Consider the following 23,543-nt stretch of genomic DNA (forward strand, 5'->3'; position numbering starts at 1 on the left):
GCCGAGGGCGGCGGCGACCTGGTCGGCGGCGAGCCACGCGTTGGCGTCGGGCGCGCAGGCGGTGGCGAGCAGGCGGGCGAGGGCGAAGTTGCCGTTCCAGTTGAGGTGGACGTGCTCGAAGAGCAGGCTGCGGCCGGAAATTTCGCCGGGGAATCCGGATCCGAGCCGAGCTGCCGGGCGGCATCGACCAGCTGGACGCGGGGAGCGGCCGCGGCCGCCGCGGCGCGAATGAGCGCGTTGATCCGCGGCACCGGGCGGAAGCGCAGGGCGTCGTCCTCCAGTGCGGCGGTGAAGAAGCGGCGCGCGGCGTCGCCGTCCGGTTCGCGCCGCTGCAGCGCCAGCCGGCCGAGCAGATACGCGGTGTCGGCGTAGTGCGGATCGAGTGCGAGCGCGCGCTGCAGCGCGGCCTCCGCGCGGTCGACGTCGCCGGTCAACCACGCGCGCCGGCCCTCGTCGAACGCCGCCGTCCAGGCCGCGAGTTCGGCGCCGGCGAGGTCGCGGCGGTGCACGGAGACGAAGGGCGAGCAGTCCCGCAGGTTGGCGACGACGGTGGAGACGACGACGCGGGCGCCGCCGCCCGCCGCGGCGTCGATGATGTCGCGGAGGTTGGCGGCGAAGTGGGCGTAGACCGCCTCGAGCCGTGGGTCGTCAGCGGCGACGCGGCTCGCGGCGAAGGTCTCCATGCCTTTCCACGTCAGGTCGCGCGCGGGGTTCTGACCGAGGTGTCGGGCGGCGCGGAGCAGGAGCTGGCCGAGGCGGAGCTGGCGCGCGCGGATGCCGGCGCGGATGAGCCAGCGCGGCGGCACGGTGGGCAGGTTGACCGAGCCGGGGCCGTAGGGGCCGATGACCTCGTTGTTGCCGAGGTAGATCACCACGGCGTCGGGCGCGAAGTCCGGCAGCTGGCGCGCGATTTCCAGGACGACGTGTGAGTTGATGGCGGTGATGCCGCAGTTAAGCACCTCGACGTGGCGGTCGGGCAGGGCGTGGGCGAGCTGCGCGCGCAGCTGCTGGGCGAAACCGAGGCCGGGCTCGGGCGTGCCTTGCGCGGCGGATTCGCCGAGGACGAAGACGCGGTAGGTGCTCGCCGGCTTCGCGCGCGCGAGGCGGAAGTTCAGCGGGCGCAGGCTGAAGTTTCCCGGGAAGAACTGGGCCGTGAACGCGGGGTTGGTGCGGTAGTAGCCCGGGATCGCGTCGGGGATGAGGAAGTCGGTCTCCTGCCCGAGATCGAGCAGCCGCAGTGCGCCCTCGGCCAGCAGCAGAAAGAGCAAGGGGGCGCCGAGCAGCAGCAGGAGACGCTGCCAGGGGAGGCGGTCGGGGTCGGGGGCGGAGGCGCGGCGGGGGGACGGGCCATGCGGACGTGGCGGAGCATGGGCGCCGCGTCCGGGCGGACAATCCCGAACGCGCCGGGCCGTGGGCGGGCTTGCCAAGCGCGGCCCGGGCGGCCTGATTGCTCCTTCACCGCATGAGCGAACCCGCCGCCGCCACCGTCGATCCCTACGAGCCGAAGCCCACCTTCTGGCAGGAGAACCCGCATCTCGGGTGGGGCCTGTGGATCTTCGCGCTCACGGTCGTGCTGACCTACGTGGCGTTCCCGCCGGTCGGCGCGGGCGAGGCGGGTTACGTGCTGGCGGCGCCGGCGCTGCTCTGGGCGTATCGCACGCCGCGGTTCAAGCCCTACGCCCTCACGCTGCTCGGCGCCAATGTCGTGGCGTGGACCTGGCTGCTGTCGTGGCTGGGCAACGCCTACTGGCTCGCGCCGTTCCTGCTCGGGCCGTTCATCGGCGCACTGGCGACGCTGTGGTATCTCGCCGCGTGGTGGTTCGTGCCGCGGCTGCGCGGGCACCGCGCGATGGTGCGGCTGATCGGCGTGGCCGGGCTCGCCAGCCTGTGGGTGATGAACGAGGCGCTGCGCAGCTGGCTGTTCGGCGGCTTCCCGTGGCTGCCGCTGGCGGCGTCGCAATGGCAGCGGCCGCTGGTGCTGCAGAGCGCGTCGTATGGCGGCGCGTGGGTGGTGTCGTTCGTGCTCGTGTTCTTCAGCTGCGGCGTGGCGGCCTACGCGCACCGTATCTTCTTCGAGGGGCGACCGGCCTGCGCAAGCGCAGCCCGGAGTTCATGGCGGCGCTGATGCTGCTGGTGTTCTCGTCGTTCCCCTTCCTGGCCGAGATGATGGGGCAGCAGCGGCACAAGGTCGCGCGCATCGCCCTCGTGCAGCCGAACATACCGCAGGGCGAGAAGTGGGACCCGGCGCGCGCGCGCGACGTGCTGCGCACGATCGAGAAAGTGACCTTCGACGCCAACGAGGCCGGCGTGCCGGACGCGATTTTCTGGCCCGAGGCGGTCGTGCCGTGGCCGGTGCACCGCGACCCGGCGGTGCAGCAGTGGATCGAGTCGGTGGCCCGGCGCACGGGCAAGCCGATCGTGCTCGGCAGCGTGTTCACCCGCGGCAGCGGCCCGACGGAGGAGTGGTTCAACGGCGCCTTCGTCGCCGACCCCGTCACCGGCCTGCAGGAGCCGGGCTACGCCAAGCGCAAGCTCGTGCCCTTCGGCGAATACATCCCGTTCCGTCCCGCGCTGGGCTGGCTGACGAAGTTCGTGCCGCTCGGCGACGGGGACTTCTCCCGCGGCGACGACGCGCGGCCGCTGACGCTGACGGCGGGGCGCAACGTGACCGCGCTGGGCCTGCTGATCTGCTACGAGGACATCTTCCCCGGCCTGGCGCGCCAGAGCGTGCGCGACGGCGCGGAGGTGCTCACGGTCGTGACGAACAACGGCTGGTTCGGCACCGGCGGCGCGGCCTACCAGCACGCGACGCACTCGGTGCTGCGCGCGGTGGAGAACCGCCGGCCGCTCGTGCGCGTGGGCAACGCCGGCTGGTCGGGCTGGATCGACGAGTTCGGCAACATCCGCGCCAACCTGCGCGACGAGGACGGCAGCGTGTATTTCCGCGGCTACGAGTCGGTGAACGTCACGCGCGACCTGCGCTGGCTGAACCGCCAGAGCTTCTACACGGAGCACGGCGACTGGTTTTTGGTCGTCGCGGCCGTGCTGGCCACGGTGGCCTACTACCTCCTGCTGACGCTGCGTCCGCCGACGCCGAAGCTGGGCGAGACGGTGTTCTGAGCAGGGCCGGCTTCAGCCGGCCCGCTCGAGGGTCGCTCGCCGACATGATTTGCGAGCGACTATTCCTGGGGCCCGGCTGAAGCCGGTCCTACTCGGCGAAGAGCACGCAGACGGCCTGCGGCACGGTGGCGACGTGGCCGGTCGGGGTAAGGCGGCCGGTGGCGGCGTCGACGGCGAAGCTGACGAGGTTGTCGCTGTCGCGGTTGGCGCAGACGAGCCAGCGGCCGTCGGGCGAGAGGGCGAAGTTGCGCGGGTGCTTGCCGCCGCAGGGAAGGATCTGCACGAGCGCGAGCGTGCCGCGCTCGGGGTCGCGGGCGAAGACGGCGAGGCTGTCGTGCCCGCGGTTGGAGCCGTAGGCGAAGCGGCCGTTCGGGTGCAGGCGGATCTCGGCGCAGATGCTCTCGCCCTTGAAATCGGCGGGCAGGGTGGAGATTTCCTGGAGCGCGCGGAGGGCGCCGCTGGCGGCGTCGCGGGCGAAGACGGTCACGGTGCTGCCGAGCTCGTCGATGACGTAGAGGAAGCGGCCGTCGGCGGAAATCTTGCTGTGGCGCGGGCCGGCGCCGTGCGCGGTGGCGCAGGCGCCGGCGGGCGTCAGGGTGGCGTGCGCCGGATCGACGGCGTAGATGAAGACGCGGTCGAGCCCGAGGTCGCAGACGTAGGCAAAGCGGTTGTCGGGCGAGAAGGTGACGGAGTGCGGGTGCGGCTTGTCCTGGCGCGCGGTCTTCGGGCCGAGGACGCCGGTCGTTGGAAGCAGTCCGGTGCGCTCGCCGAGCTTCAGGTCGGCGCCGACGGGGAAGGTGGCGAGGAAGCCGCCGTGGTAGCTGGCCGTGACGAGCAGCCGGCCGGTGGCGTCGACGGCGACGTGGGCCATGAGCGAGCTGCCGGCGCCGCGGGCGTTGAGCGGCGAGAGCTGCCGGGTGGTCGCGTCGTAGGCGAAGGCGACGGCCCCGCCGGTGCTCTGGCCGGTGGCGTCCGGGCCGACGCCGAGCGCGTAGAGCGCGCGGTGCGACGGGTGCCAGGCGAGGAAGGTCGGGTTGGGCGTCGCGGCGGCGAGCCTCGGGGCGCCGAAGGCGCCGGTGGCCGGGTCGAGCTCCACGGCGTAGATGCCGCGGCTGGCGCCGTCCTGGGGCGTGTAGGTTCCGACGAAGATCGTGAGCGCGGCGGCCATGGGCGTGAGGAGGGACATTGCGGGGTGGCAGGCCAAGCGGACGCGGCCGGCGGCGCCTTGGCAAGCGCGCGCCGCGTGCTACGCCAGCTGCGTGCCCTCGAGGAAGGGCACGCCGGAGGCGGCGCGGCGGAGATTCTCCAGCGTCACGCGCGCGATCTCGCTCAGGGCCTCGCGGGTGAGGAAGGCCTGGTGGGCGGTGATGAGGACGTTGGGGAAGGTCAGCAGGCGCGCGAGTTCGTCGTCGGCCAGGACGCGGTCGGAGTGGTCCTCGAAGAACACGCCTTCCTCCTCCTCGTAGACGTCGAGCGCGACGCCGCCGACGCGGCCGGACTTCAGCGCCTCGATCAGCGCGGCGGTGTCGATGAGCTTGCCGCGGCTGGTGTTCACGATGAAGGCGCCGCGCTTCATCGCGGCAAGCGTCGGTTCGTTGACCAGGTGGTGCGTCTCGGGCGTGAGCGGCGAGTGCAGCGAGATGACGTCGCTCTGGGCGAAGAGTTCGGTCTTCGAAACGTAGCTGATGCGGTGTTGCGCGGCCCAGACGGCGTCGGGGAACGGGTCGCAGGCGAGCACGCGCATGCCGAAGCCGCGGAGAATTTCGGCGACGATGCGGCCGATCTTGCCGGTGCCGACGATGCCGGCGGTCTTGCCGTGGAGGTCGAAGCCGACGAGGCCGGCGAGGGAGAAGTTCTGCTCGCGCACGCGATTGTGGGCGCGGTGGATCTTGCGGTTGAGGGTGAGCAGGAGCGCGAGCGTGTGCTCGGCCACGGCGTGCGGCGAGTAGGCCGGGACGCGGGTGACGGCGAGGCCGAGCTCCTTGGCGGCGGCGAGGTCGGCGTTGTTGAAGCCGGCGCAGCGCAGGGCGACGTGGCGCACGCCGGCGTCGCGCAGCTGCGCGAGCAGCGGGCGGTCGAGCCGGTCGTTGACGAAGCAGCAGACCGCGGCCGCGCCCTGGGCGGTGCTGACGGTGGCTGCGGTCAGGCGGTGCTCGAGGAAGCGCAGGTCGAGACCGGCGGTGTCCGCGGCGCTGAAGTAGTCGCGGTCGTAGGGCTTGGTGTCGAAGAAGGCGACGGTGAGCGGCATGGCGTGGAGAAGGCCGGGGCGGCGGCGCCGGCTAGGGAAGCGGAACGGCGGGAAGGGTCAAACCTCGGCGAAGTGGAAATGCCGGAGGCGGTTGGCGGCGCGGCGCAGCTCGGGGCGGAAGTCCGGGTGCGCGATGGAAATCAGGGCCTCGGCGCGCTCGCGCAGGGTGAGGCCCTGGAGGTTGACTGCGCCGTATTCGGTGACGACCCAGTGCACGTGGCCGCGGGTGGTGACGACGCCAGCGCCGGGCTTGAGCTCGGCGGTGATGCGCGAGACGGCGCCGCTCTTGGCGGTGGCGGGGAGGGCGATGATGGGCTTGCCGCCGGGCGAGAGGGCGGCGCCGCGGATGAAGTCCATCTGGCCGCCGATGCCGGAGTAGATGGCGTGGCCCATCGAGTCGGCGCAGACCTGGCCGGTGAGGTCGATCTCGATGGCGGAGTTGATCGCGACGACCTTGGGGTTCTTGCGGATGGCGGCGGTGTCGTTGGTGCGGTCGGAGCCGGCGAAGGTGACGAAGGCGTTGTCGTGCACGAAATCGAACGTCCGCTGCGTGCCGACGCAGAAGGCGGTGAGGATGCGGCCGGGGAAGACGGCCTTGAAGCGGTTGGTGACGGCGCCCGCCTCGACGAGCGGGACGAGCCGGTCGGAGAACATCTCGGTGTGGATGCCGAGGTCGCGCTTATGGTGCAGGCGGGTGAGCACGGCGTCGGGGATGGCGCCGATGCCCATCTGGAGCGTCGAGCCGTCCTCGACGAGGTCGGCGATGATCTCGCCGATGCGGCCCTCGACCGGGCCCTCGGGCTCGGGGGCGTGCTGGTGCATCGGGCGGTTGGTGGCGATGAAGGCGTTCACGCGCGCGAACGGCACGAACGACTCGCCGCGCGTGCGCGGCATCTGCTCGTTGATCTCGGCGATGACGATCGGCGCGCTCTCGAAGGCGGCCTGCGCGACGTCGACCGACGTGCCGAGCGTGCACCAGCCGTGCTCGTCCGGGGAGAGTTGCACGATCGCGACGTCGAGCGGGAGGCGGCGCGAGCGGAAGAAGTGCGGGATGTCCGAGAGGAACACCGGCATGAAGTCGGCGCGGCCCTCGGCGATGACCGGCCGGGTGGCCGCGCCGCTGAAGAGGGACACGGAGCGCACGCGGCCCTCGCATTCCTTGTTCACGATCGCGAGGCGGCCCTCGGTGTGGACGTGGTAGACGCGCACGCCCTCGAGGTCGGTGCGGGCGGCCAGCGCGTCGACCAGCGCCGTGGGCGTGGCGGCGCCGCCGTGCAGGAAGCAGCGCGCGCCGTTGGGGATGAGTTTGACCACGTCCGCGGCGGACATCGCCCGGGTCTGGTAGTCGGAGAAGGGGTGTTTCATTTGCCCGTCAGCATAGCGGTTTTGTCATAAGCCCGGCAACGGGAGTCCCTGCGCGTCCCGTGGGGAGGTTTGGCCGGATATTGTCCTGGCGCCGGAGCGGGGGAACTTGGGGGTGGCTTCCGCGGCGGCGGGGATTTTGATCAGGGCCGCCAGCTTTTCAGCGTCAGTCGCAAGAATCGCGTGCGGGGCGCCAAAGGCTGCACAGCGGCTGGCGCGCAAACCTGACAAGGTGAACGCGCCGAACTCGGCGAACTTTTTCCCTCTTCCGAAAGACCCTCATGAACTATCCGTTCCCCACGCTCACGCCGCAGGAAGCTGCGGCCCTGGTGCAGGACAAGGACACGATCGGCTTCGGCGGCTTCACGGCCGCCGGCGCGTGCAAGGTCGTGCCGCTGGCGATCGCCGCGCGCGCGAAGGAGGAGCACGCGGCCGGCCGGCCGTTCAAGCTCGGCGTCATCACCGGCGCCTCCACCGGCAAGTCGCTCGACGGGGCGCTGGCCGCGGCCGAGGCGATCGCGTGGCGCACGCCCTACCAGTCCGACCCGACGCTGCGCAAGTCGATCAACGAGGGCAAAACGCAGTTCTTCGACCTGCACCTCTCCGCCGTGCAGCCGGCCGTGCGCAGCGGCGTGTTCGGCAAGATGAACTGGGCCATCCTCGAGGCCAGCCACGTCACCGCCCAGGGCGAGATCGTGCTCACGACCTCGGTCGGCTGCGCCAACACCTTCGCCCGCCTCGCGGACAAGATCATCATCGAGCTCAACGCCTACCACCCGGGCGACCTGATGGGCTTCCACGACCTCTTCGAGCCGGCCGACCCGCCGTTCCGCCGCGCCATCCCGATCTACGCGCCCACCGACCGCGTCGGCGCGAGCTTCATCAAGGTCAACCCGAAGAAGATCGCCGGCGTGGTGCTCACCCACACGCCGGACGAGTCCGGCGGCTTCGACGCGCCGGACGCGGTGACGAACAAGATCGGCGAGAACGTGGCGCAGTTCCTCGCCGGCGAGATCAAGGTCGGGCGCCTGCCGTCCTCCTTCCTCCCGCTGCAGTCCGGCGTAGGCAACATCGCCAACGCCGTCATCGGCGCGCTCGGCTCCAATCCCGGCATCCCGCCGTTCACGATGTATACGGAGGTGATCCAGGACTCCGTCATCAACCTGCTCAAGAGCGGCAAGTGCACCTTCGCCAGCGGCTGCTCGCTCACCGTCAGCCCGCAGCAGCTCCAGCAGTTCTACGCCGACCTCGAGTTTTTCCGCTCCCGCGTCGTGCTGCGCCCGCAGGAGATCACCAACAGCCCCGAGATCGTGCGCCGCCTCGGCCTGATCACGATCAACACCGCCATCGAGGTCGACCTCTTCGGCAACGTGAACAGCACGCACGTGATGGGCCGCGACCTGATGAACGGCATCGGCGGCTCGGGCGACTTCACGCGCAACGCGCACATCTCGATCTACACCTGCCCGTCGGTGGCGAAGAAGGGCGCGATCAGCACCATCGTGCCGCTCGTCACCCACCTCGACCACAGCGAGCACTCGGTCCAGGTGGTCGTCACCGAGCACGGCGTGGCCGACCTCCGCGGCAAGTCTCCCGGCGAGCGCGCCGCGCTCATGATCGAGAAGTGCGTGCATCCGGAGTATCGCGACCCGCTGCGCGGCTACCTGAAGATCTCGGCCAACGGCCACGTGCCGCAGACGCTGCAGAACGCGTTCAAGATGCACCTCGCCTACCTCGAGCAGGGCGACATGCGGCAGGTGAAGTGGTCGAGCTGACGCGCGGACTCCTTTGCCATCGCGACGCGAGCGACCGGAGACGGCGCTCGCGTTTTTCATGGGCGCGCCCCGGGCGCGCCGGGGCCAGGCCCGGGCGCCGCGGGCGGCGAGGGAGGGGCGCTCAGTGCGTTGCGGCCAGCTCGCGCTTCGGCGCGGCGGCGGTGCGGGCGGCGGCGACGGATGCGGCGGCGGACTCGTGCGCGGCCGCGGCGGTGCGGCGCTCGCCCTCGACCAGGATCTCGAGCTGGGCCACGGCCTCGTCGAGCAGCTGCGCCTGGGCGTTGAGCTCCTCGGCGGCGGCGGCGGACTCCTCGGCGCTGGCGGCGTTGGATTGCGTGACCTTGTCCATCTGCGTGACGGCGGTCAGGACCTGGCCGATGCCCTGGGACTGCTCCTGCGAAGCCTGGGCGATCTCTGCGACGAGGTCGTCGACCTTGCGCGCCTTGCCCACGATCTCGTCGAGCGACTTGGCCAGGCGCTCGGAGATGCCGGCGCCGTGCGCGCTCTTGGAAATGGCGTCCTCGATCTTCTCCGCGGTTTCCTTCGCCGCGGTGGCGGAGCGCTGGGCGAGGTTGCGGACTTCCTCGGCGACGACGGCGAAGCCGGCGCCGGCCTCGCCGGCGCGGGCGGCCTCGACCGCGGCGTTGAGCGCGAGGATGTTGGTCTGGAAGGCGATCTCGTCGATCGCCTTGATGATCTTGGCGATGTTGTCCGAGGAGGCCTTGATCGCGCCCATGGCGTCGTTCATGGCGGTGACGTCGGTGGCGCCGGCCTCGGCGGCGTGGCGCGTGCCGTTGGCGAGCTGCTTGGCCTGGGCGGCGGACTCGGCGTTGCGCTTGGTCATCGAGGAGATCTCCTCGAGCGAGGCGCTGGTCTCCTCGATGGAGGCGGCCTGTTCGCTGGAGCCGGAGGCGAGGTTCTGGGCGGAGCTGCTGACCTGGGTGGCGGCGGTGGCGACCTGGGCGGAGCCGCTGGCGAGCTGCGCGGCGATGTCGCGCAGGGCGCGCGAGGTGAGGCGGATGATCCACCAGGAAATGAGGCCGCCGGCGAGGATGGCGGTGAAGACGCCGATGGCGATGAGGCGGGTGGAGCTGCGCACGGTATCGTCGACCGTGACGCTGGCGCTCTGGCCGAGGGCGGACTTGCGCTGCATGAGCTCGTCGATGGCGGCGAGGTATTCGTCGCGGCGCGGCACGAGCTGCTCGTCCAGGAGACTGCCCATCTGGTCGCCGTTGAGCTCGCGGCTCTTTTTCAGGAGTTCGGTGCGGGTGCCGACGTAGCGGCCGCGGGCGGCGAGGATCTTCTGGTATGACGCCTTGTCCTCCTCGGTGGTGAGCAGCGGCTCGAGTTTCTTGTAGCACTCGGTGATCTCGGCGCTGCCGCGCTTCATCTCCGCCTCGATGACCTCGAAGCGCTTCTGGTTGCCGTTGTCGGTGATGGCGTGCTGGTAGGTGTTGGTGACGTTGGCCTGGACGTTGTTTTGGATCTGGCGCAGGAGGTCGATCGTCGGCAGCGCGTCGCGCGTGACGATGACGGTGACGTCGCGGACCTCGAGCAGGCGCAGGTAGGCGAAGACGCCGCCGCCGGCGGCAGCAGCGAGGAGGATGGCGAAGCCGGCCAGGATCCGCTGAGGAATGGTGAGTTTTCTCATGAACAGAATTAGGAGAGGTGGAACCTCCTCCCGTATCGGTCCAGAGAGGGCCGGACTGAAGGCAGGCGCGCGTCGAGCGGCGTGCATCCGACGTGGGCGGCGAGCCCCACGGAAGACATCAACTCTCCGGAACCGAACGCGGCCAACAGGATGCGCACTCCTGCCGCCCGGCGCCCCACCGAGTCGGCCGGCCTGAATTTTCATTTCCGCGGCGGGCGAATCGCGGCGGATCGGCCGGGCCTCGGGCTGAACGGCCCCGTGCCGCAGTGGGGGTTAGGCTTGGGCGAGCGCGTCCTTGTAGTGGCGGCGGCACATGGCGACGTAGCGCTCGTTGCCGCCGATCTCGACCTGCGCGCCTTCCTTGACCGCGCGGCCGTCGGGGCCAACGCGGAGGTTCATGGTGGCCTTGCGGCCGCAGTGGCAGATGGTTTTGAGCTCGATGAGATTGTCGGCCAGCGCGAGCAGAGCGGCGCTGCCGGTGAAGAGCTGGCCCTGGAAGTCGGTGCGCAGGCCGTAGCAGAGGACGGGAATGCCGAGGCGGTCGGAGACGTCGGTGAGCTGCTCGACCTGGGCGCGGGTGAGGAACTGCGCCTCGTCGATCAGCACGCAGGCGACGGGCTGGGCGGCGTGCGCGGCCTTGACGTGGTCGAAGAGGTTCTCGGTGGGCTGGAGCGCCATCGCCTCGGCGCCGAGGCCGATGCGGGACTGGATGCGGCCGACGCCCGCGCGCGTGTCGATGGCGGGGACGAAGAGCAGGGTGTGCATGCCGCGCTCGCGGTAGTTGTAGCTCGACTGGAGCAGCACGGTGGATTTGCCGGCGTTCATCGCCGAGTAGTAAAAATAGACCTTCGACATGCGCCGGGATTCAAGCGCTCCGGCCCCGGGGGCGCAATCGCGGAAAGCGCGGTCGGCCTTCGTCGAAAAGTTCTGGCCCGCGCGCGGGCGGCGCGGCAAGTTGGCCCGCGAATGAACCGGACCGACCGCCTCGTCGCCATGGTGCTCTACCTGCAGGGCCGGCGCGTCGTGCGCGCGTGCGAGCTGGCGGAACATTTCGAGGTGACGGAGCGCACGGTGTATCGCGACATCTCCGCGCTCAGCGAGGCCGGCGTGCCGATCGCGGGCGAGGCGGGCGTCGGCTACACGCTGATGAAGGGCTACCACCTGCCGCCGGTGATGTTCACGGGCGAGGAGGCGTCGTCGCTCTTCGTCGGCGGCGAGCTGGTGAAGCAGTTCACCGATCCGTCGCTGCACGTGCCGATGACGACGGCGCTGGACAAGCTCCGCGCGGTGCTGCCGCGCGAGTCGCAGGACCACGTCGACAAGCTCGTGCGCGGCACGCTGGTGGTCGGCCGCGGCTTCGGGCCGAACCAGGATCCGGCGACGCAGCCGATGCTGCTGCCGGTGCAGCAGGGCGTGGTGCAGCGGCGCGTGCTGCGCATGACCTACCGCGGCGGCTCGCGCGCGGACGAGACGCAGCGCGACGTCGAGCCGCTCGGCGTGGTGTTCTACGGCGGCTCCTGGTATCTCGTCGCGTGGTGCCGGCTGCGCGTGGACCTGCGGCATTTCCGCATCGACCGGATCAAGCGCCTCGAGTTGCGCAGCGACCGCTTCGAGCCGCGGGCGGATTTCAACCTCGCCGAGCACATGAAGAGCTACGGCCGCGACGCGGAGGCGATCCCGGCGCGCGTGTGGTTCGCCAAAGGCGTGCAGGAAAAGGCGCGGCGCGAGAGCTACGCCACGCTGGTGGAGGAGCTCCGGCGCGACGGCGGCGCGGAATTTTCGATGTTCACCGTCTCGCTCGAGTGGATGGCGCGCTGGCTGTTGTCGTTCGGCACCTGCGCCGAGGCGATCGAGCCGCCGCGGCTGCGCGAACTGGTGCGCTTGGAAGCGGAGAAAATCGTCGCGCAGCACGCGCCGCTGGCCGGGGCGGAACGCTCCTGACATAGGGCTGTCAGGGCGGCGTGCTAGGCTGCGGACATGATGATTCGCGCCACGTTGGGTCTGTTGTGCCTGAGCGCTCTGGTCGCCCGGGCGACGCCGGAAGAAGATGCGGCGGCCGTGGCCGCGCTCGACACCGCCTACCAGGCCGCGGTCGAGCGCAACGATGTCGCCGGCATGGACCGGATCCTCGCCGTCGACTTCACCCTGGTCGTCGGCTCGGGCAAGGCCTACGGCAAGGCCGAGCTGCTCGCGAGCGCGCGCAGCGGCGACTTCCGGTGGGAAATCCAGGCCGAGGAGCCCGGCACGCAGAAAGTGCGCGTGCACGGCGACACGGCGGTGGTGACGGCGCTGCTCCGCCTCAAGGGCACGAACCAGGGACAGCCCTTCGACAAGCGGCTCTGGTTCAGCGACACCTACGTGCGCACGCCGTCGGGCTGGCGGTATTTCTTCGGCCAGGCCTCGCTGGCGCTGCCGGCGGAAACGAAACCCAAGTCCTGACCCGCTGCCGTCATGTTCCAAGGACTTCGCTCTCATCTGCTGGCCGCGCCCGATCTCGCCCGCGCCAAGGACTGGTATGCGCGCGCCCTCGGCCAGGCGCCGTATTTCGACGAGCCGTTCTACGTCGGCTTCAACGTCGGCGGCTTCGAGCTGGGCCTCGTGCCCGATGCACGTCCCGCCACGGGACCGGGCGGCGGCGTGGCCTACTGGGGCGTCGACGATGTGGCGGCGACCCACGCGCGGCTGCTGGCGCTCGGCGCGACCGCGCTCGAGGCTCCGACGGAGGTCGGCGGCGGCATCGTGGTGGCGTCGGTCGTGGACCCGTTCGGCAACACCGTCGGCCTGATCTTCAACCCGCATTTCGTTCCCGCCGGCGCGCGGTGAGCGAAGCGACGAAACCGCGCCTCCTCCCTCCCATGCTCAAAGTCACCGGCATCGCCTTCACGATCTTCAATTTCAAGGACGTCGCCCGCACGCGCGCGTTCTACGGCCAGACGCTCGGCCTGACGCTGTGCGCCGAGATGGAATTCGCGCCCGGCACCTGGTGGCTCGAATACGACACCGGCGAGGGCGCACTCGGGCTCACCAACTACCCGATGCCCGGGCTGAGCGCGGGGCCGAGTCCCGGCGTGGCGCTCGAGGTGACGAACTTCGACGAGGCGCTGGCGGGCCTGCGCGCCGCCGGCGTGCCGCTGGCGTGGGGACCGAACGATTTTCCCGTCTGCCGCAGCCTCGCCATCGTCGATCCCGACGGGAACGCCATCTACCTCCATCAACGCAAGCCGACCGCCTGAAACCATGCTCGCCGTCACTGCCATCGCTTTCACCGGCTATCCGGTCACCGACATCCCGCGCGCCCGCGCCTTCTACGAGCAGGTGCTCGGCTTGCAGTCGACCACCGTGTTCGAGCACGAGGGCCGGCACTGGATCGAATACGACATCGGTCCCGGCACGCTGGCGATCAGCAACATGTCGGCCGACAAATGGAAACCGTCGGCCGACGGTCCCGCCGTCGCACTCGAGGTGGGGGATTTCGAGGCGGCGGTCGCCGCCCTGCGGGCGGCCCGCGTGAGATTCCTGCTCGAGCCGATGGACAGCGGCGTGTGCCGCATGGCGATCGTCGCGGACCCGGACGGCAATTCCCTGTGCATCCACCATCGCTACGCCCCATGAAAACGCTCGTTCCCCTGCGCGCACAGCCCATGCACGTCGCCCTGCCGGTCGCCGCCGCCCCGGCGTTTCGCGCCCTCGCGGACATCGAGAACCTGCCGCGCTGGGCGGGCGAGTTCTGCGACCGGCTCGAAATCTCCGCGCACGGCTGGCGAGGCTGGACCGCCTGCGGCGACCTGTTCCTCGAACTGGTGGCGGACGAGCGCACCGGCGTGGTGGACATCCAGATCGGAACGGAGCACGAGCTGCTGGCCGTGCTGGCGTTGCGCGTCCTCGACGTGCCGCCGGAGGGCTGCGTGGTGACGGCTGTGTTGCTCGGCTCGGCCGCGGCACACGGGCCGATCGAGGACTTGTTGGCGCTGGCCTTGCGCCGGTTGCCGGAGCGCCTGTCGGACGTGAGCACCGTTTCCGTGGCCGCGGCACGGGTGGCCTGAGCGATGCGCCGCGTCATCCTCTACATCGCCGCCTCGCTGGACGGCTACATCGCGCGCCGGGACGACGGGCTCGACTGGCTGCCGTTGCCCACGGAGCAGGAGGACTACGGCTACGCGGCGCTGCTGGCCGGCGTGGACACCGTGGTGATGGGGCGCAAGACCTACGACGTCACTCGCGGCCTCGGTGCCTGGCCGTATCCGGCGCAGCGAACGGTCGTGTTCAGCCGGCGCCTGACCGGAGCGGCCGAGCCGGGAGTGGAGTTTTCGTCGCGCCAACCGGCGGAGCTGGTTGGCGAGCTGCGTCGCACCGCCGGCCGCGCGATCTGGCTGGTCGGCGGCGGCGAAATCGTGCGCGACTGCCTGGAAGGCGGCGCCGTGGACGAGATCATCCTGACGACGATTCCCGTGCTGCTGGGCGACGGCCTGCCGCTGTTCCTGCCGCGGCCCGGCGGCACCAAGCTCGCCCGGCGCACCGTCCGGTCGTATCCGGACGGGCTCGTGCAGTCGCACTACGACGTGCTGGCGTGAGGCGGCCAGGGTCGGCTAATCAAGCTCGGCGAGGAGGCCGCGCAGATCAAGCGGGCGAGTCACCATGGCGAGTTCCCCGTCGGTGTGCGCGGCCATTCGGCGGCCGGGCGGTCGCGGTAGAGCTCAACACCGTTCTCGTCCGGGTCGCGGAGGTAGAGCGCCTCGCTGACGCCGTGATCGGAAGCGCCGTCGAGGGGCCAATCCGCGGCGCTGAGCCTCCGCAGGGCGTCGGCCAAGGCACGGCGAGTCGGGTAGAGGATGGCGGTGTGATAAAGCCCGGTCGTGCCGGCCGCGGGTGGTCGGCCGCCGCGGCTTTCCCAGGTGTTGAGCCCGAGGTGATGATGGTAGCCGCCCGCCGAGACGAAAGCCGCCTGGCTGCCGTAGCGCTGCATCAGCTCGAAGCCCAGCACGCCGCAGTAAAAATCGAGCGCGCGCTCGAGGTCGGCCACCTTCAGGTGCACGTGGCCGATGCGGACGCCGGGATCGATGGGCGGAGACGTTTTCATGGCGTCCACGGAAGACCGGAGGGGCGGGAAAGGCAAAATAATTGTGCATGCAACTAAATCTCGCCTCCCACCCCCTGCGGACCCAGCCGTCCGAGGGGGCAACCGGACCCCACCGTAAAACTCAGGGCACTTCGCGCTCGCTATGCGCAGCCCTCGCTCCCATTGATGGCGACCACGCTAGGCTGGTATGCACGTTCTTGTCTTAGATTTGCTTTAGGCATTGCTTTAGGCGATTCAAGGCACTCAAATCCGCGCACGTGACCTGCTGACCTAGACCTTCCATACAGTTATGAAAACACGCTCACTCCTCCTTGCTTTGGCTGTCTCCTTTTTGACCGCCTTCTCGTTTGCCCAGCAAACTCCGGCTCCGTCCCTTTCCGCCGATCTCACCACCCAGGTGCAGCAAGCGGCTGCCAACGGCGACACGCGCGCGCTGGCCCAGCTCGCCGCGGACAATCCCGCGCTGGCGGCCCAGATTGCCGCTGTCGCCACGACGGCCAATCCGACGGCAGCCGCGACGATTGCGGCGACGGTAGCGGCGGTTGTGCCCACGCAGGCGGCGGCAGTGGCCAGCTCCGTTGCGGCGGCGGCTCCGGCGCAAGCCGCGACGGTGGCTGCCTCGGTGGCGACCGCCGTCCCCGCGCAGGCGGCCTCGGTTGCGGCCTCGGTTGCGGCGGCGGTCCCGGCCCAAGCAGCGGTGGTTACCGCGGCGGTTTCGGCGGCGGCCCCGGCGGCGGCTAGCGAAGTCGTGAATGCGGTGGCCGCGGCGACCAACACCCCGGCGGAAACGGTCCAAGCCCAGGCGACGGCCAGCGCCTCGGCCGGGCAGGCCGCGGCGCAGGCCGCGGCGACGGTCGTGCAGAACGTTGCCGCCGTTGTCGCCACCGTCACCCCGACGATCACCACGCCGACCCAGACCCAGACCCAGACCCCTGCCGACAATACGAATCAGACGCCGTTGGACACGTCGACTCGCAGCGGTGCGAGCTAACAAGTAGATCAGCTTTCCTCTAAAGCGCCGACCTTTGGGGCCGGCGCTTTTTTTGTGCCGGCATGGACCTCCGCCCGCATGCTTGCGCGGCCCACCGCGCGGGCTTTATTCCCGTGCCACCATGCAGAAGCTCCTGAACCTCGATTTCGTCCCGCGCAGCATCGACCTGGCCCTGCTCGTGCTCCGACTCTGGCTCGGACTGGCGATGGCGTGGCTGCACGGCTGGGGCAAGCTGGTGAACCTGATCGCGGGGACGTCGAAGTTCCCCGACATCCTTGGCATCGGCGCCCTGCCGGCGCTGTTGCTGGCGATCATCGCCGAGTTCTTCTGCTCGCTGCTGCTCGTGGTGGGGCTCTGGACCCGGCTCGCGGCGCTGTTGCTCCTGATCACGATGAGCGTGGCCTTCTTCATGGCGCACGGGGCGAAGCTGTCCGGACCGGGCAGCGGCGAGCTGGCGTTCGTCTACCTCGCGGGCTACATGGTGCTGCTGCTCGCCGGCGCGGGGAAGTTCAGCGTCGACAAGAAATAGCGGCGCGCCGCCCGCCGCTCAGGACGCCCCGCGCTCGAAGTGCACGGCGAGCGCGAGCAGCGTCCGCGAGAACACCTCCTCGGGCGTGCCGATCGCGGCCACATGCACCAGCAGCCCCTGCTGGTGATAGTAGGACAGCAGGGGCGCCGTGGATTCGAGGTAGGCCTGCTGCCGGACGTGGACGGCGCCCGGTTGGTCGTCGTCGCGCAGCACCAGCGCGGTCCCGCAGCGGTCGCACAACCCGGCGCGCTTGGGCGGGCGGAGCTGCTCGTGAAACACGGCCTTGCAGGCCGGGCAGGTCCGGCGGCCGCCGATGCGCCGGATGATCTCCGCTTCGGCCAGCTCGTAGCTGACGACCGCATCCAGCCGCACGCCGGCGTGCTGGAACAGCACGTCGAGCGCCGCCGCCTGCGGCACGGTCCGCGGAAAGCCGTCGAGCAGGAAGCCGCCGCGGCAGGTGAGGCAGCCGAGACGCTCACGCACGATCTGGAGCACGGTGGTGTCGGAGACGAGTTCGCCGCGCTTCATGCGGTCGACGGCGACGTGCATGGCGGGCGTGAGCTCGCCCGGCCCGGTGGAGCGGGCGAGGCGGAAAATGTCACCGGTGGAAAGATGGCAGCCGCCGAGGGCGGACGACAGCAGGGCGGCCTGTGTGCCTTTGCCCACGCCGGGCGCGCCGAGCAGGATGAGGCGGTAGGGGCGTCCGATCTGCGTCGACGGTTCCTGACACGGGTGTCCCGGACCATGCAACCAGGCCGAGCGATCGCGCTGCAGGTTCATGACGGAAGGGGATGGCGGGAGTATGCGCCGGATCGGTGGCTTCGGCTGGGCTCGGGTTGCCCAATGCTGGGCACAGGTTGGCGCCCCCGCGCCGCCCGCGAACGCGCGCCCGCGCCGCAACGCGTGCGCCCGGGGCCGAAAAGGAAGAGCCGGCGGTGCTCGCAAGCGGCCGCCGGCTCCTGGGTGTAACTAGAGCAAAGTTTCAGCGCATCTTCGCGAAGGTGCCCTCGAGGAGCTGGAGCGCGGAGGCGCCCTTGGTCTTTTCGCGGGTGCGCGTGACGAGGTCGCGCTCGAGCTGGTTCTTCGTCGGGCGCTTCACCTCGTAGAAGACGCCGAAGTGGCCCGGCCAGGGGGCGAGCGCCAGCTTCATCGCGGCGAACTCGTCGGTCGGGTCGTGGCGCGCGGCGTCCTCGGGCGAACCGTCGTTCTTCTTCAGGTCGATGGTCTGCCACTTGCCGCCCTTGCGCGGGTTGGCGGCGTCGAATGCCCCCTCGTTGAACTCGACGCACTCGGAGAGGATCTCGACGACGGAGAAGCCGTCGTGCAGCGCGGCGCGATGCATCATCTCGATCATGTGGTTGACCTGGGTGGCGTGCGAGCGGGCGACGAAGGTGGCGCCGGCGGTGAGCAGCGTCTTCATCGGGTTGACCGGCTGCTCCATCGCGCCCCACGGGTCGGTCTTCGACTTGAAGCCGATGGGCGAGGTGGGCGAGGTCTGCTTCTTGGTCAGGCCGTAGACGGAGTTGTCCATGATGACGTAGGTCATCTTGGTGTTCTTGCGCGCGGCGTGGAAGAGGTGGTTGCCGCCGATGGAGAAGCCGTCGCCGTCGCCGCCGAAGGCGAAGACGTGCAGGTCGTCGCGGCCGAGCGAGATCGCGGCGGCGAAGGGCAGCGAGCGGCCGTGGATGAAGTGGCCGCCGTGGCTGTTGACGAAGTAGGGGAAGCGCGACGAGCAGCCGATGCCGGCGAACGTGACGATGCTTTCCTGCGGGTAGTTCAGCTTCTCGAGGACCTTGTAGAACGAGGCCAGGACGGCGAAGTCGCCGCAGCCCGGGCACCACGTCGGGTGGTCCGAGACGAGCGTCTTCTTCGCGAGCGGGGCGCGGTCCGGGCCGCCGGAGGCGGGGACTTCGACGAGCGGGGCGGAAGGGGATTCGGAACTCATGGCGTGGCAGGGGTCAGGCGTGGAGGTGCTTCTGGATGCCCGCGACGATCTCGCGGACCTTGAACGTCAGGCCGTCGGTCTTGCAGACGCTGACGATGCCCGGATTGGCGAAGGCGCCGCGGAGGAGCATGGCGAGCTGGCCGTAGCCGTGGAGCCCCTCGTCGTTGATCTCGCACACGACGATCTTCCGGTAGCGGGCGAAAATCTCCGGGAGGCCCGGGGCGAACGGCGCGAGGTGGCGCAGGTGGAGCTGGCCGATCTTGATCGGCTTGTCGCCCGAGCGGAGCTGGTTCACCGCCTCGCGGATCGGGCCGTAGGTCGAGCACCAGCCGACGACGAGGACGTCGCCCTCCGGGTCGCCGTGGATCTCGTGCGACGGCAGCGTCTTGGCGACGGCCTTGATCTTCTCGCGGCGGCGCGCGTTCATCTTGGCGTGCACCACCGGGCTGCCGGACGGGTGGCCCGCTTCGTCGTGTTCGAGACCCGTGACGGTCGGGTATTTGCCCGAGAGCATGCGCGTGCCGGGCGGCACGTGGCGGGGCCACTTGTCGAGCGGGTAGGGCTTGTAGTCGACTGGGGCGGGCGTGAGATCGAGCACGGGCTCCTTCACGAGGGCCTTCAGGTCGGGCTCCTCGAAGGCCTCGATGCGGGTCGCGAGCGCCTGGTCGGTGAGGATGATGACCGGGGTGGAGAACTCCTTTGCGATGCGCGCGGCCTCCATGGCGATGTAGAAGCAGTCCTCGACGTCCTTCGGCGCGAGCACGACGCGCGGCGTGTCGCCGTGCGAGCCGTAGAGCGCCTGGAGGAGGTCGGATTGCTCGACGCTGGTCGGCATACCGGTGGACGGGCCGCCGCGCTGGACGTTGATGCAGATCAGCGGGATCTCCGCCATGCTGCCCCAGCCGAGGGCTTCCATCTTGAGCGAGAGGCCCGGGCCGGAGCTGCCGGTCACGGAGAGGTGGCCGGCGTAGGCGAAGCCGAGGGCGTGCGACACGGCCGCGATCTCGTCCTCGGCCTGCACGAAGAGGCCGCCGTATTTCGGCAGCTCCGTGCGGAGCGTTTCCATGATCGAGGACCAGGGCGTGATGGGATACGCGGCGCCGTAGCGGACGCCGGCGGCGAGCAGGCCGTAAACCATCGCGGTGTTGCCGTCCATCGTGACGGCCGGGCGCGTGGTCTTCACGCCGCCCGAGGTGGTGTGAGCGAAACGGTAAAGGTGGCCGAGCAGGTTCTCGACCGGGTGGGCGTAGCCGGCGTCGAAGGCCAGCATGGCGTTGCGCACGGCCTCGTCGCCGCGGCCGCCGAGGCGCTCCTTGATGAGCGCGCTGAGCTTGGGCACGTCGAGGTCGAAGATGCGCGCGATCAGGCCGAGGACGAAGATGTTCTTGCCCTTGTCCTTGCCCGTGCCGCCGACTGCCTCGACCGTGGCGGAGGTGATCGGGATGCCGACGGGCGTGAAGCGGCGGTCGTCGGGGTTCGGTTTGACGTGGTCGGTGTCGTAGATCAGCACGCCGCCGGGGCGGAGCGCGCCGATGTGCGACTCGTAGCTGTGCTGGTAGAACGCGACGAGGAAGTCGGCCTGATCGCCGGACGACAGGATGTCGCCCGTGCCCATGCGGACCTGGAAGATCGACGGGCCGCCCGAGATCGTGGCGGGGATCGTCATGTAGGTCATCACGTCCTGGTCGCTGCGGCCCGCAAGGCGGGCGAGGAAACCGCCGACGGACTGGATGCCGTCCTGCGAGTTGCCGGCGAGTCGGATGACGACGTCGGGAATGGTGGTGATGGCGGGCGACGAAGCGCTAGCGCTTCCGGGGTTGCCGCCCGGCGTGGACGAATTGGGGCTAACCATACGACCTCCAAGATGCCTTCAACCCGCCCGAGCGTCATCCCAAGACTTGGCCATAGCTGTGCATTATTTGGCCAAATTATGCGCCGCCGGTCGCGTATCAGCAGAAGAATGCCCGCTACTGGTCGGCGCTTTTTCGGTCCGGCCATTAGGTTCAACCCACGTTGGCGCTCGCCGCGCGGCGGACCGGAACCTAGCCACCCTAATCTTTGCGCAGCGCCTCGACGGGGTTCACGCGCGTCGCCCGCAGCGCCGGCAGTAGGCAGGCGAGCAGGCCGATGAGCGCGAGCGCCGCGATGCCGAGCGCAATCACCACCGGGTCGAGCGCGGTGATGCCGACGAGGAAGCTGCTGAGCAGGCGGCTCGTGGCGATCGTCAGGCCGAGGCCGGCGACGAGGCCGCACGCGACGGCGCTGCCGCCGTAGCGCAGAATCCAGCGCAGGATCGCGCCGGTGTCCGCCCCGAGCGCCATGCGCACCCCGATCTCCGGCGTGCGCTGGGTCACGGTGTAGCTCATGACGCCGAAGATGCCGAGGGCGGCGAGCACGATGGCGGTGGCGGCGAAGGCGCTGGTGAGCAGCAGCGTGACGCGCCGCGGCGCGGTCTGGCGCGCAATCTGGTCCTCCAGCGTGGCGGGGTTGTCGAGCGCGAGGCCGGTGTCGACCTTGTGCGTGGCCTGCGTCACGGCGCGCGCCAGCGCGGCGGCGTCGCCGTCGAACTGGAGCACGGCGGCGAGGCGCGCGGCCGGTTGTTGCGCGTAGGGGAAATAGGCGACCGGACGCGCCGTGCTGTCGAAGCCGCGCGGGCGCGTGTCGGCCACCACGCCGACGATTGCGGCGGACGGCGGCGGCTGGCCGGGCGCCGCCGGGCCGCGCGGCACGGTGAGCTGCGCCCCGAGCGTGAGGCCGGCCGGGTAGTATTGCTTCACGAACGACTCGTTCACGAGGGCGACGAGCGGCGCGGCGGGGCCGTCCTGGTCGGTGAACGCGCGGCCGTCCTTCAGCGCGATGCCGGCGGCCTTGAAGAAATCCGGTGTGACGCTTGCGACCGCCATCTCGCGCGGCGCGGCGTTGACCGAGGCGTCGGTGTTGCCGGTGCCGCCCTGGACGCTCGCGGTCAGGACGATCTGGGAATACGGCGCCAGCGGCGGCTGGTCGGTGACGGCGACGGTCTTCACGCCCGGGATGCCGCGCAGGCTCTCCATCCAGCGGCGGACGAAGTCGTTTTTCTGCGCCGGCGTGGCATAGCGGCGCGGAAGCGACAGGTTGGCGGTCATCACGTCGCTGGTGCGGAAGCCCAGGTCCGTGGAGTAAAGCTGGTAGATGCTGCGCCCGAGCAGGCCGGTGTTGATCGCCAGCATGAGCGCCAGCGCGACCTCGAACGCCACCAGCGCCTGTCGCCAGCGATGGCCGCCGGGAGAGGCTTGATGGCCGCCTTCCTTGAGCGTCTCGAGCAGGTCGATGCGTGCGCCCCGCCAGGCGGGAGCGAGGCCGAACGCGAGGCCCGCGAGCAGAGAGAGGCCGAGCCCGAAGCCGAGCACGGTGGCGTTCACCCCGACCGGATTCACGCGCGGCAGGTAGTCCGCCAGCCACGCCTGCAGGCCCTGCGTGCCCCACCAGGCAAGCACGACGCCGGCGAGCCCGCCAAGCAAGGCAAGGAGGAGATTCTCGAGCAGCAACTCCGCGGCGAGCCGCGTCGGCGAGGCCCCGAGCGCGGCGCGCACGGCGATGTCGCGCTGGCGGCCGGCGGCGCGCGCGAGCTGGAGGTTGGCGAGGTTGGCGCAGGCGATGAGGAGCACGAAGCCGACGGCGGCAAGCAGTAGCCAGAGCGTGGCGCGCGATTGCTTCGCCAGCTGCTCCTGCAGGGGCACGAGCTGGACCGGGGCGTCGGCAAAAGGCATGCGCGGCGCGACGGTGAGCGTGCGGGGCCCCGGTCCGGCGCCGGCGGGGGCGCCAGCCTGGGGCGCGGGGGCCGGGCCGTCGGGTCCGCGGCGCTCGCCCGGCGCGCCGCCGGCGGGACCGGCCGGCACGCGTCGTTCGCCGTCTTCCACCGCGCCCGCGGGAACGGCCGTGATCGCGCGGCGCCCGGCTTCGGGTGTGGAGGAGGCGTCGGGGCCGTTGCGCACGACACAGCGCTCGCCGTCGGGCGCGACGCTCGCGGGAGCGGAGGCGTTGCGGGCGCCGCCCGGGCCGCCGTCGGCGAAGCCGGTGCGGAGGTTGTTCCAGAAGCGTTCGGAGATGCCGTCGAGTTCGCGCTGTGCGGCGGCGTGGGACATGCCGGGCAGCAGGCGGCCGAACACGCGCACCATCTGGATGCGCAGCTGGCCGGGGGCGCTGGGCGCGAGCGGAAGCGGACGCCAGAACTGCACCGGGTCGACGAACTCGAACGACGGCGGCAGCACGCCGATGACGGTGTGCGGAACGTCGTCGATCGTGACGACCTCGCCGATGGCGCCGTCGGCGCCGTTGAAGCGCGACTGCCACGCGCTGTAGCTGAGCACGGTCGTCAGGGGCGCGCCGGGCTTGACGTCGGCGGCGTCGAAGAGCCGGCCGCGCCAGGCGTTCACGCCGAGCAGGGGAAGAAGTCCGCGGTGACCGCCGCCGCCGGCACCCGCACGGCGCCGTCGCCGCGCTGGAGCGTCGCGGTGCTGTTGCGGTAGGCGGCGAGCGCGCGGAAGGATTTCGGCACGGCCTCGAGCCAGCCAAGGAACTCGGTGTCGGGCATCAGGTCGCCGCCGCCGGGCACGTTGGCGTTGCCGTCGCGCGGCGGCTTGCGCGCCATGACGAGGTCGCCGGACTCCGGGTAGGGCAGGGGCCGGAGCAGCACGGCGTGGACGACGCCGAAGATCGCGGTGTTCGCGCCGATGCCGAGCGCGAGGAGCCCGATGACGAGGGCGCTGAAGAGCGGGTGGGCGCGGACGGCGCGCAGGGCGGACGCGAGGAGTTCCATGGGGCGACGGGGTGGGGAAGCGGGTGCGTTTACGAGCGGCGCGGCGG

At 70.6% G+C, this 23,543-nt stretch carries 23 protein-coding genes and 1 pseudogene; 13 read left to right on the forward strand and 11 right to left on the reverse strand.

Annotation, left to right across the window (positions count from 1 at the left end; all coding sequences use genetic code 11):
* The first annotated feature begins 371 nt into the window (after positions 1–371).
* The 3 genes from ACMYLB_RS07440 to lnt all read left to right on the forward strand — a co-directional run bounded on the left by ACMYLB_RS07440 (position 372) and on the right by lnt (position 3,120).
* Positions 372–929, forward strand: coding sequence for a hypothetical protein (locus tag ACMYLB_RS07440; RefSeq protein WP_415910306.1), 558 nt, complete (start codon positions 372–374; stop codon positions 927–929).
* A gap of 533 nt (positions 930–1,462) precedes the next feature.
* Positions 1,463–2,125 carry a hypothetical protein gene (locus tag ACMYLB_RS07445; protein ID WP_415910307.1) on the forward strand — a complete coding sequence of 221 codons (663 nt, stop codon included), beginning with the start codon at positions 1,463–1,465 and terminating at the stop codon, positions 2,123–2,125.
* Positions 2,113–3,120 carry an apolipoprotein N-acyltransferase gene (lnt, locus tag ACMYLB_RS07450; RefSeq protein WP_415910308.1) on the forward strand — a complete coding sequence of 336 codons (1,008 nt, stop codon included), beginning with the start codon at positions 2,113–2,115 and terminating at the stop codon, positions 3,118–3,120. Before ACMYLB_RS07445 ends, lnt begins: the two co-directional genes overlap by 13 nt.
* A gap of 88 nt (positions 3,121–3,208) precedes the next feature.
* Here the strand turns inward: lnt and ACMYLB_RS07455 are convergent, their stop codons facing one another.
* The 3 genes from ACMYLB_RS07455 to ACMYLB_RS07465 are packed head-to-tail and all read right to left on the reverse strand — an operon-like array spanning position 3,209 to position 6,733.
* On the reverse strand, positions 3,209–4,306 hold the full coding sequence (locus tag ACMYLB_RS07455) for a lactonase family protein (RefSeq protein WP_415910309.1): 1,098 nt from the start codon (positions 4,304–4,306) through the stop codon (positions 3,209–3,211).
* 60 nt (positions 4,307–4,366) lie between these two features.
* The gene (locus ACMYLB_RS07460; RefSeq protein WP_415910310.1) at positions 4,367–5,368 is read right to left on the reverse strand and encodes a 2-hydroxyacid dehydrogenase; all 1,002 of its coding nucleotides are present in this window, start codon (positions 5,366–5,368) and stop codon (positions 4,367–4,369) included.
* Positions 5,369–5,425: 57 nt separating this feature from the next.
* A complete protein-coding gene (locus ACMYLB_RS07465; protein WP_415910311.1) occupies positions 5,426–6,733 on the reverse strand; it encodes an acetyl-CoA hydrolase/transferase family protein in 1,308 nt (435 codons plus the stop codon).
* 278 nt (positions 6,734–7,011) lie between these two features.
* On the opposite strand from ACMYLB_RS07465, the gene ACMYLB_RS07470 reads away from it, so the two are divergent.
* Entirely contained in the window at positions 7,012–8,505 is a 1,494-nt protein-coding gene (locus tag ACMYLB_RS07470) for a succinate CoA transferase (RefSeq protein ID WP_415910312.1), read from the forward strand.
* Positions 8,506–8,626: 121 nt separating this feature from the next.
* On the opposite strand, the gene ACMYLB_RS07475 is transcribed toward ACMYLB_RS07470, so the two are convergent.
* Both ACMYLB_RS07475 and ACMYLB_RS07480 read right to left on the reverse strand, forming a co-directional pair.
* Entirely contained in the window at positions 8,627–10,156 is a 1,530-nt protein-coding gene (locus tag ACMYLB_RS07475) for a methyl-accepting chemotaxis protein (RefSeq protein ID WP_415910313.1), read from the reverse strand.
* A gap of 273 nt (positions 10,157–10,429) precedes the next feature.
* Positions 10,430–11,011 carry a thymidine kinase gene (locus ACMYLB_RS07480; protein WP_415910314.1) on the reverse strand — a complete coding sequence of 194 codons (582 nt, stop codon included), beginning with the start codon at positions 11,009–11,011 and terminating at the stop codon, positions 10,430–10,432.
* 111 nt (positions 11,012–11,122) lie between these two features.
* Between ACMYLB_RS07480 and ACMYLB_RS07485 the strand changes: the two genes are divergently transcribed.
* The 7 genes from ACMYLB_RS07485 (at position 11,123) to ACMYLB_RS07515 (ending at position 14,727) form a co-directional block, all read left to right on the forward strand.
* Positions 11,123–12,097: a helix-turn-helix transcriptional regulator gene (locus ACMYLB_RS07485; protein WP_415910315.1), complete on the forward strand. Its 975-nt coding sequence runs from the start codon at positions 11,123–11,125 to the stop codon at positions 12,095–12,097.
* A gap of 117 nt (positions 12,098–12,214) precedes the next feature.
* The gene (locus ACMYLB_RS07490; RefSeq protein WP_415910316.1) at positions 12,215–12,595 is read left to right on the forward strand and encodes a nuclear transport factor 2 family protein; all 381 of its coding nucleotides are present in this window, start codon (positions 12,215–12,217) and stop codon (positions 12,593–12,595) included.
* A gap of 12 nt (positions 12,596–12,607) precedes the next feature.
* Complete coding sequence (locus ACMYLB_RS07495) at positions 12,608–12,979, forward strand: VOC family protein (protein ID WP_415910317.1); 372 nt, start codon at positions 12,608–12,610, stop codon at positions 12,977–12,979.
* A gap of 32 nt (positions 12,980–13,011) precedes the next feature.
* Complete coding sequence (locus ACMYLB_RS07500) at positions 13,012–13,389, forward strand: VOC family protein (protein ID WP_415910318.1); 378 nt, start codon at positions 13,012–13,014, stop codon at positions 13,387–13,389.
* A 4-nt stretch (positions 13,390–13,393) separates the two neighbouring features.
* Entirely contained in the window at positions 13,394–13,768 is a 375-nt protein-coding gene (locus ACMYLB_RS07505; protein WP_415910319.1) for a VOC family protein, read from the forward strand.
* Positions 13,765–14,199, forward strand: coding sequence for a hypothetical protein (locus ACMYLB_RS07510; protein WP_415910320.1), 435 nt, complete (start codon positions 13,765–13,767; stop codon positions 14,197–14,199). Before ACMYLB_RS07505 ends, ACMYLB_RS07510 begins: the two co-directional genes overlap by 4 nt.
* 3 nt (positions 14,200–14,202) lie before the next feature.
* A complete protein-coding gene (locus ACMYLB_RS07515; RefSeq protein WP_415910321.1) occupies positions 14,203–14,727 on the forward strand; it encodes a dihydrofolate reductase family protein in 525 nt (174 codons plus the stop codon).
* Between the two features lie 15 nt (positions 14,728–14,742).
* Here the strand turns inward: ACMYLB_RS07515 and ACMYLB_RS07520 are convergent.
* Positions 14,743–15,233, reverse strand: a pseudogene (locus ACMYLB_RS07520) (VOC family protein).
* Positions 15,234–15,522: 289 nt separating this feature from the next.
* On the opposite strand from ACMYLB_RS07520, the gene ACMYLB_RS07525 reads away from it, so the two are divergent.
* Together ACMYLB_RS07525 and ACMYLB_RS07530 are read left to right on the forward strand one after the other, a co-directional pair.
* Entirely contained in the window at positions 15,523–16,224 is a 702-nt protein-coding gene (locus ACMYLB_RS07525) for a hypothetical protein (protein ID WP_415910322.1), read from the forward strand.
* A 121-nt stretch (positions 16,225–16,345) separates the two neighbouring features.
* Positions 16,346–16,753, forward strand: coding sequence for a DoxX family protein (locus ACMYLB_RS07530; RefSeq protein WP_415910323.1), 408 nt, complete (start codon positions 16,346–16,348; stop codon positions 16,751–16,753).
* An 18-nt stretch (positions 16,754–16,771) separates the two neighbouring features.
* Here the strand turns inward: ACMYLB_RS07530 and ACMYLB_RS07535 are convergent, their stop codons facing one another.
* The 5 genes from ACMYLB_RS07535 to ACMYLB_RS07555 form a co-directional block, all read right to left on the reverse strand.
* On the reverse strand, positions 16,772–17,533 hold the full coding sequence (locus ACMYLB_RS07535; RefSeq protein WP_415910324.1) for an adenylate kinase family protein: 762 nt from the start codon (positions 17,531–17,533) through the stop codon (positions 16,772–16,774).
* Positions 17,534–17,735: 202 nt separating this feature from the next.
* On the reverse strand, positions 17,736–18,698 hold the full coding sequence (locus tag ACMYLB_RS07540; RefSeq protein WP_415910325.1) for a thiamine pyrophosphate-dependent enzyme: 963 nt from the start codon (positions 18,696–18,698) through the stop codon (positions 17,736–17,738).
* 13 nt (positions 18,699–18,711) lie between these two features.
* Positions 18,712–20,550 carry a 2-oxoacid:acceptor oxidoreductase subunit alpha gene (locus tag ACMYLB_RS07545; protein ID WP_415910326.1) on the reverse strand — a complete coding sequence of 613 codons (1,839 nt, stop codon included), beginning with the start codon at positions 20,548–20,550 and terminating at the stop codon, positions 18,712–18,714.
* Between the two features lie 199 nt (positions 20,551–20,749).
* Positions 20,750–23,113, reverse strand: a complete 2,364-nt coding sequence (locus ACMYLB_RS07550; protein ID WP_415910327.1) for an FtsX-like permease family protein — start codon at positions 23,111–23,113, stop codon at positions 20,750–20,752.
* On the reverse strand, positions 23,110–23,496 hold the full coding sequence (locus tag ACMYLB_RS07555) for a hypothetical protein (protein WP_415910328.1): 387 nt from the start codon (positions 23,494–23,496) through the stop codon (positions 23,110–23,112). The genes ACMYLB_RS07550 and ACMYLB_RS07555 overlap by 4 nt, the downstream gene beginning before the upstream one ends.
* Between the last annotated feature and the right edge of the window lie 47 nt (positions 23,497–23,543).

The sequence above is a fragment of the Oleiharenicola sp. Vm1 genome, assembly GCF_047777955.1.
Lineage (GTDB): Bacteria > Verrucomicrobiota > Verrucomicrobiia > Opitutales > Opitutaceae > Didemnitutus.

Coding starts and splice junctions, on each gene's coding strand:
- ACMYLB_RS07445 (WP_415910307.1), top strand. CDS start 1,463: ATGAGCGAACCCGCCGCCGCCACCGTCGATCCCTACGAGCCGAAGCCC.
- lnt (WP_415910308.1), top strand. CDS start 2,113: ATGGCGGCGCTGATGCTGCTGGTGTTCTCGTCGTTCCCCTTCCTGGCC.
- ACMYLB_RS07455 (WP_415910309.1), bottom strand. CDS start 4,306: ATGTCCCTCCTCACGCCCATGGCCGCCGCGCTCACGATCTTCGTCGGA.
- ACMYLB_RS07460 (WP_415910310.1), bottom strand. CDS start 5,368: ATGCCGCTCACCGTCGCCTTCTTCGACACCAAGCCCTACGACCGCGAC.
- ACMYLB_RS07465 (WP_415910311.1), bottom strand. CDS start 6,733: ATGAAACACCCCTTCTCCGACTACCAGACCCGGGCGATGTCCGCCGCG.
- ACMYLB_RS07470 (WP_415910312.1), top strand. CDS start 7,012: ATGAACTATCCGTTCCCCACGCTCACGCCGCAGGAAGCTGCGGCCCTG.
- ACMYLB_RS07475 (WP_415910313.1), bottom strand. CDS start 10,156: ATGAGAAAACTCACCATTCCTCAGCGGATCCTGGCCGGCTTCGCCATC.
- ACMYLB_RS07480 (WP_415910314.1), bottom strand. CDS start 11,011: ATGTCGAAGGTCTATTTTTACTACTCGGCGATGAACGCCGGCAAATCC.
- ACMYLB_RS07485 (WP_415910315.1), top strand. CDS start 11,123: ATGAACCGGACCGACCGCCTCGTCGCCATGGTGCTCTACCTGCAGGGC.
- ACMYLB_RS07495 (WP_415910317.1), top strand. CDS start 12,608: ATGTTCCAAGGACTTCGCTCTCATCTGCTGGCCGCGCCCGATCTCGCC.
- ACMYLB_RS07500 (WP_415910318.1), top strand. CDS start 13,012: ATGCTCAAAGTCACCGGCATCGCCTTCACGATCTTCAATTTCAAGGAC.
- ACMYLB_RS07505 (WP_415910319.1), top strand. CDS start 13,394: ATGCTCGCCGTCACTGCCATCGCTTTCACCGGCTATCCGGTCACCGAC.
- ACMYLB_RS07510 (WP_415910320.1), top strand. CDS start 13,765: ATGAAAACGCTCGTTCCCCTGCGCGCACAGCCCATGCACGTCGCCCTG.
- ACMYLB_RS07515 (WP_415910321.1), top strand. CDS start 14,203: ATGCGCCGCGTCATCCTCTACATCGCCGCCTCGCTGGACGGCTACATC.
- ACMYLB_RS07525 (WP_415910322.1), top strand. CDS start 15,523: ATGAAAACACGCTCACTCCTCCTTGCTTTGGCTGTCTCCTTTTTGACC.
- ACMYLB_RS07530 (WP_415910323.1), top strand. CDS start 16,346: ATGCAGAAGCTCCTGAACCTCGATTTCGTCCCGCGCAGCATCGACCTG.
- ACMYLB_RS07535 (WP_415910324.1), bottom strand. CDS start 17,533: ATGAACCTGCAGCGCGATCGCTCGGCCTGGTTGCATGGTCCGGGACAC.
- ACMYLB_RS07540 (WP_415910325.1), bottom strand. CDS start 18,698: ATGAGTTCCGAATCCCCTTCCGCCCCGCTCGTCGAAGTCCCCGCCTCC.
- ACMYLB_RS07545 (WP_415910326.1), bottom strand. CDS start 20,550: ATGGTTAGCCCCAATTCGTCCACGCCGGGCGGCAACCCCGGAAGCGCT.
- ACMYLB_RS07555 (WP_415910328.1), bottom strand. CDS start 23,496: ATGGAACTCCTCGCGTCCGCCCTGCGCGCCGTCCGCGCCCACCCGCTC.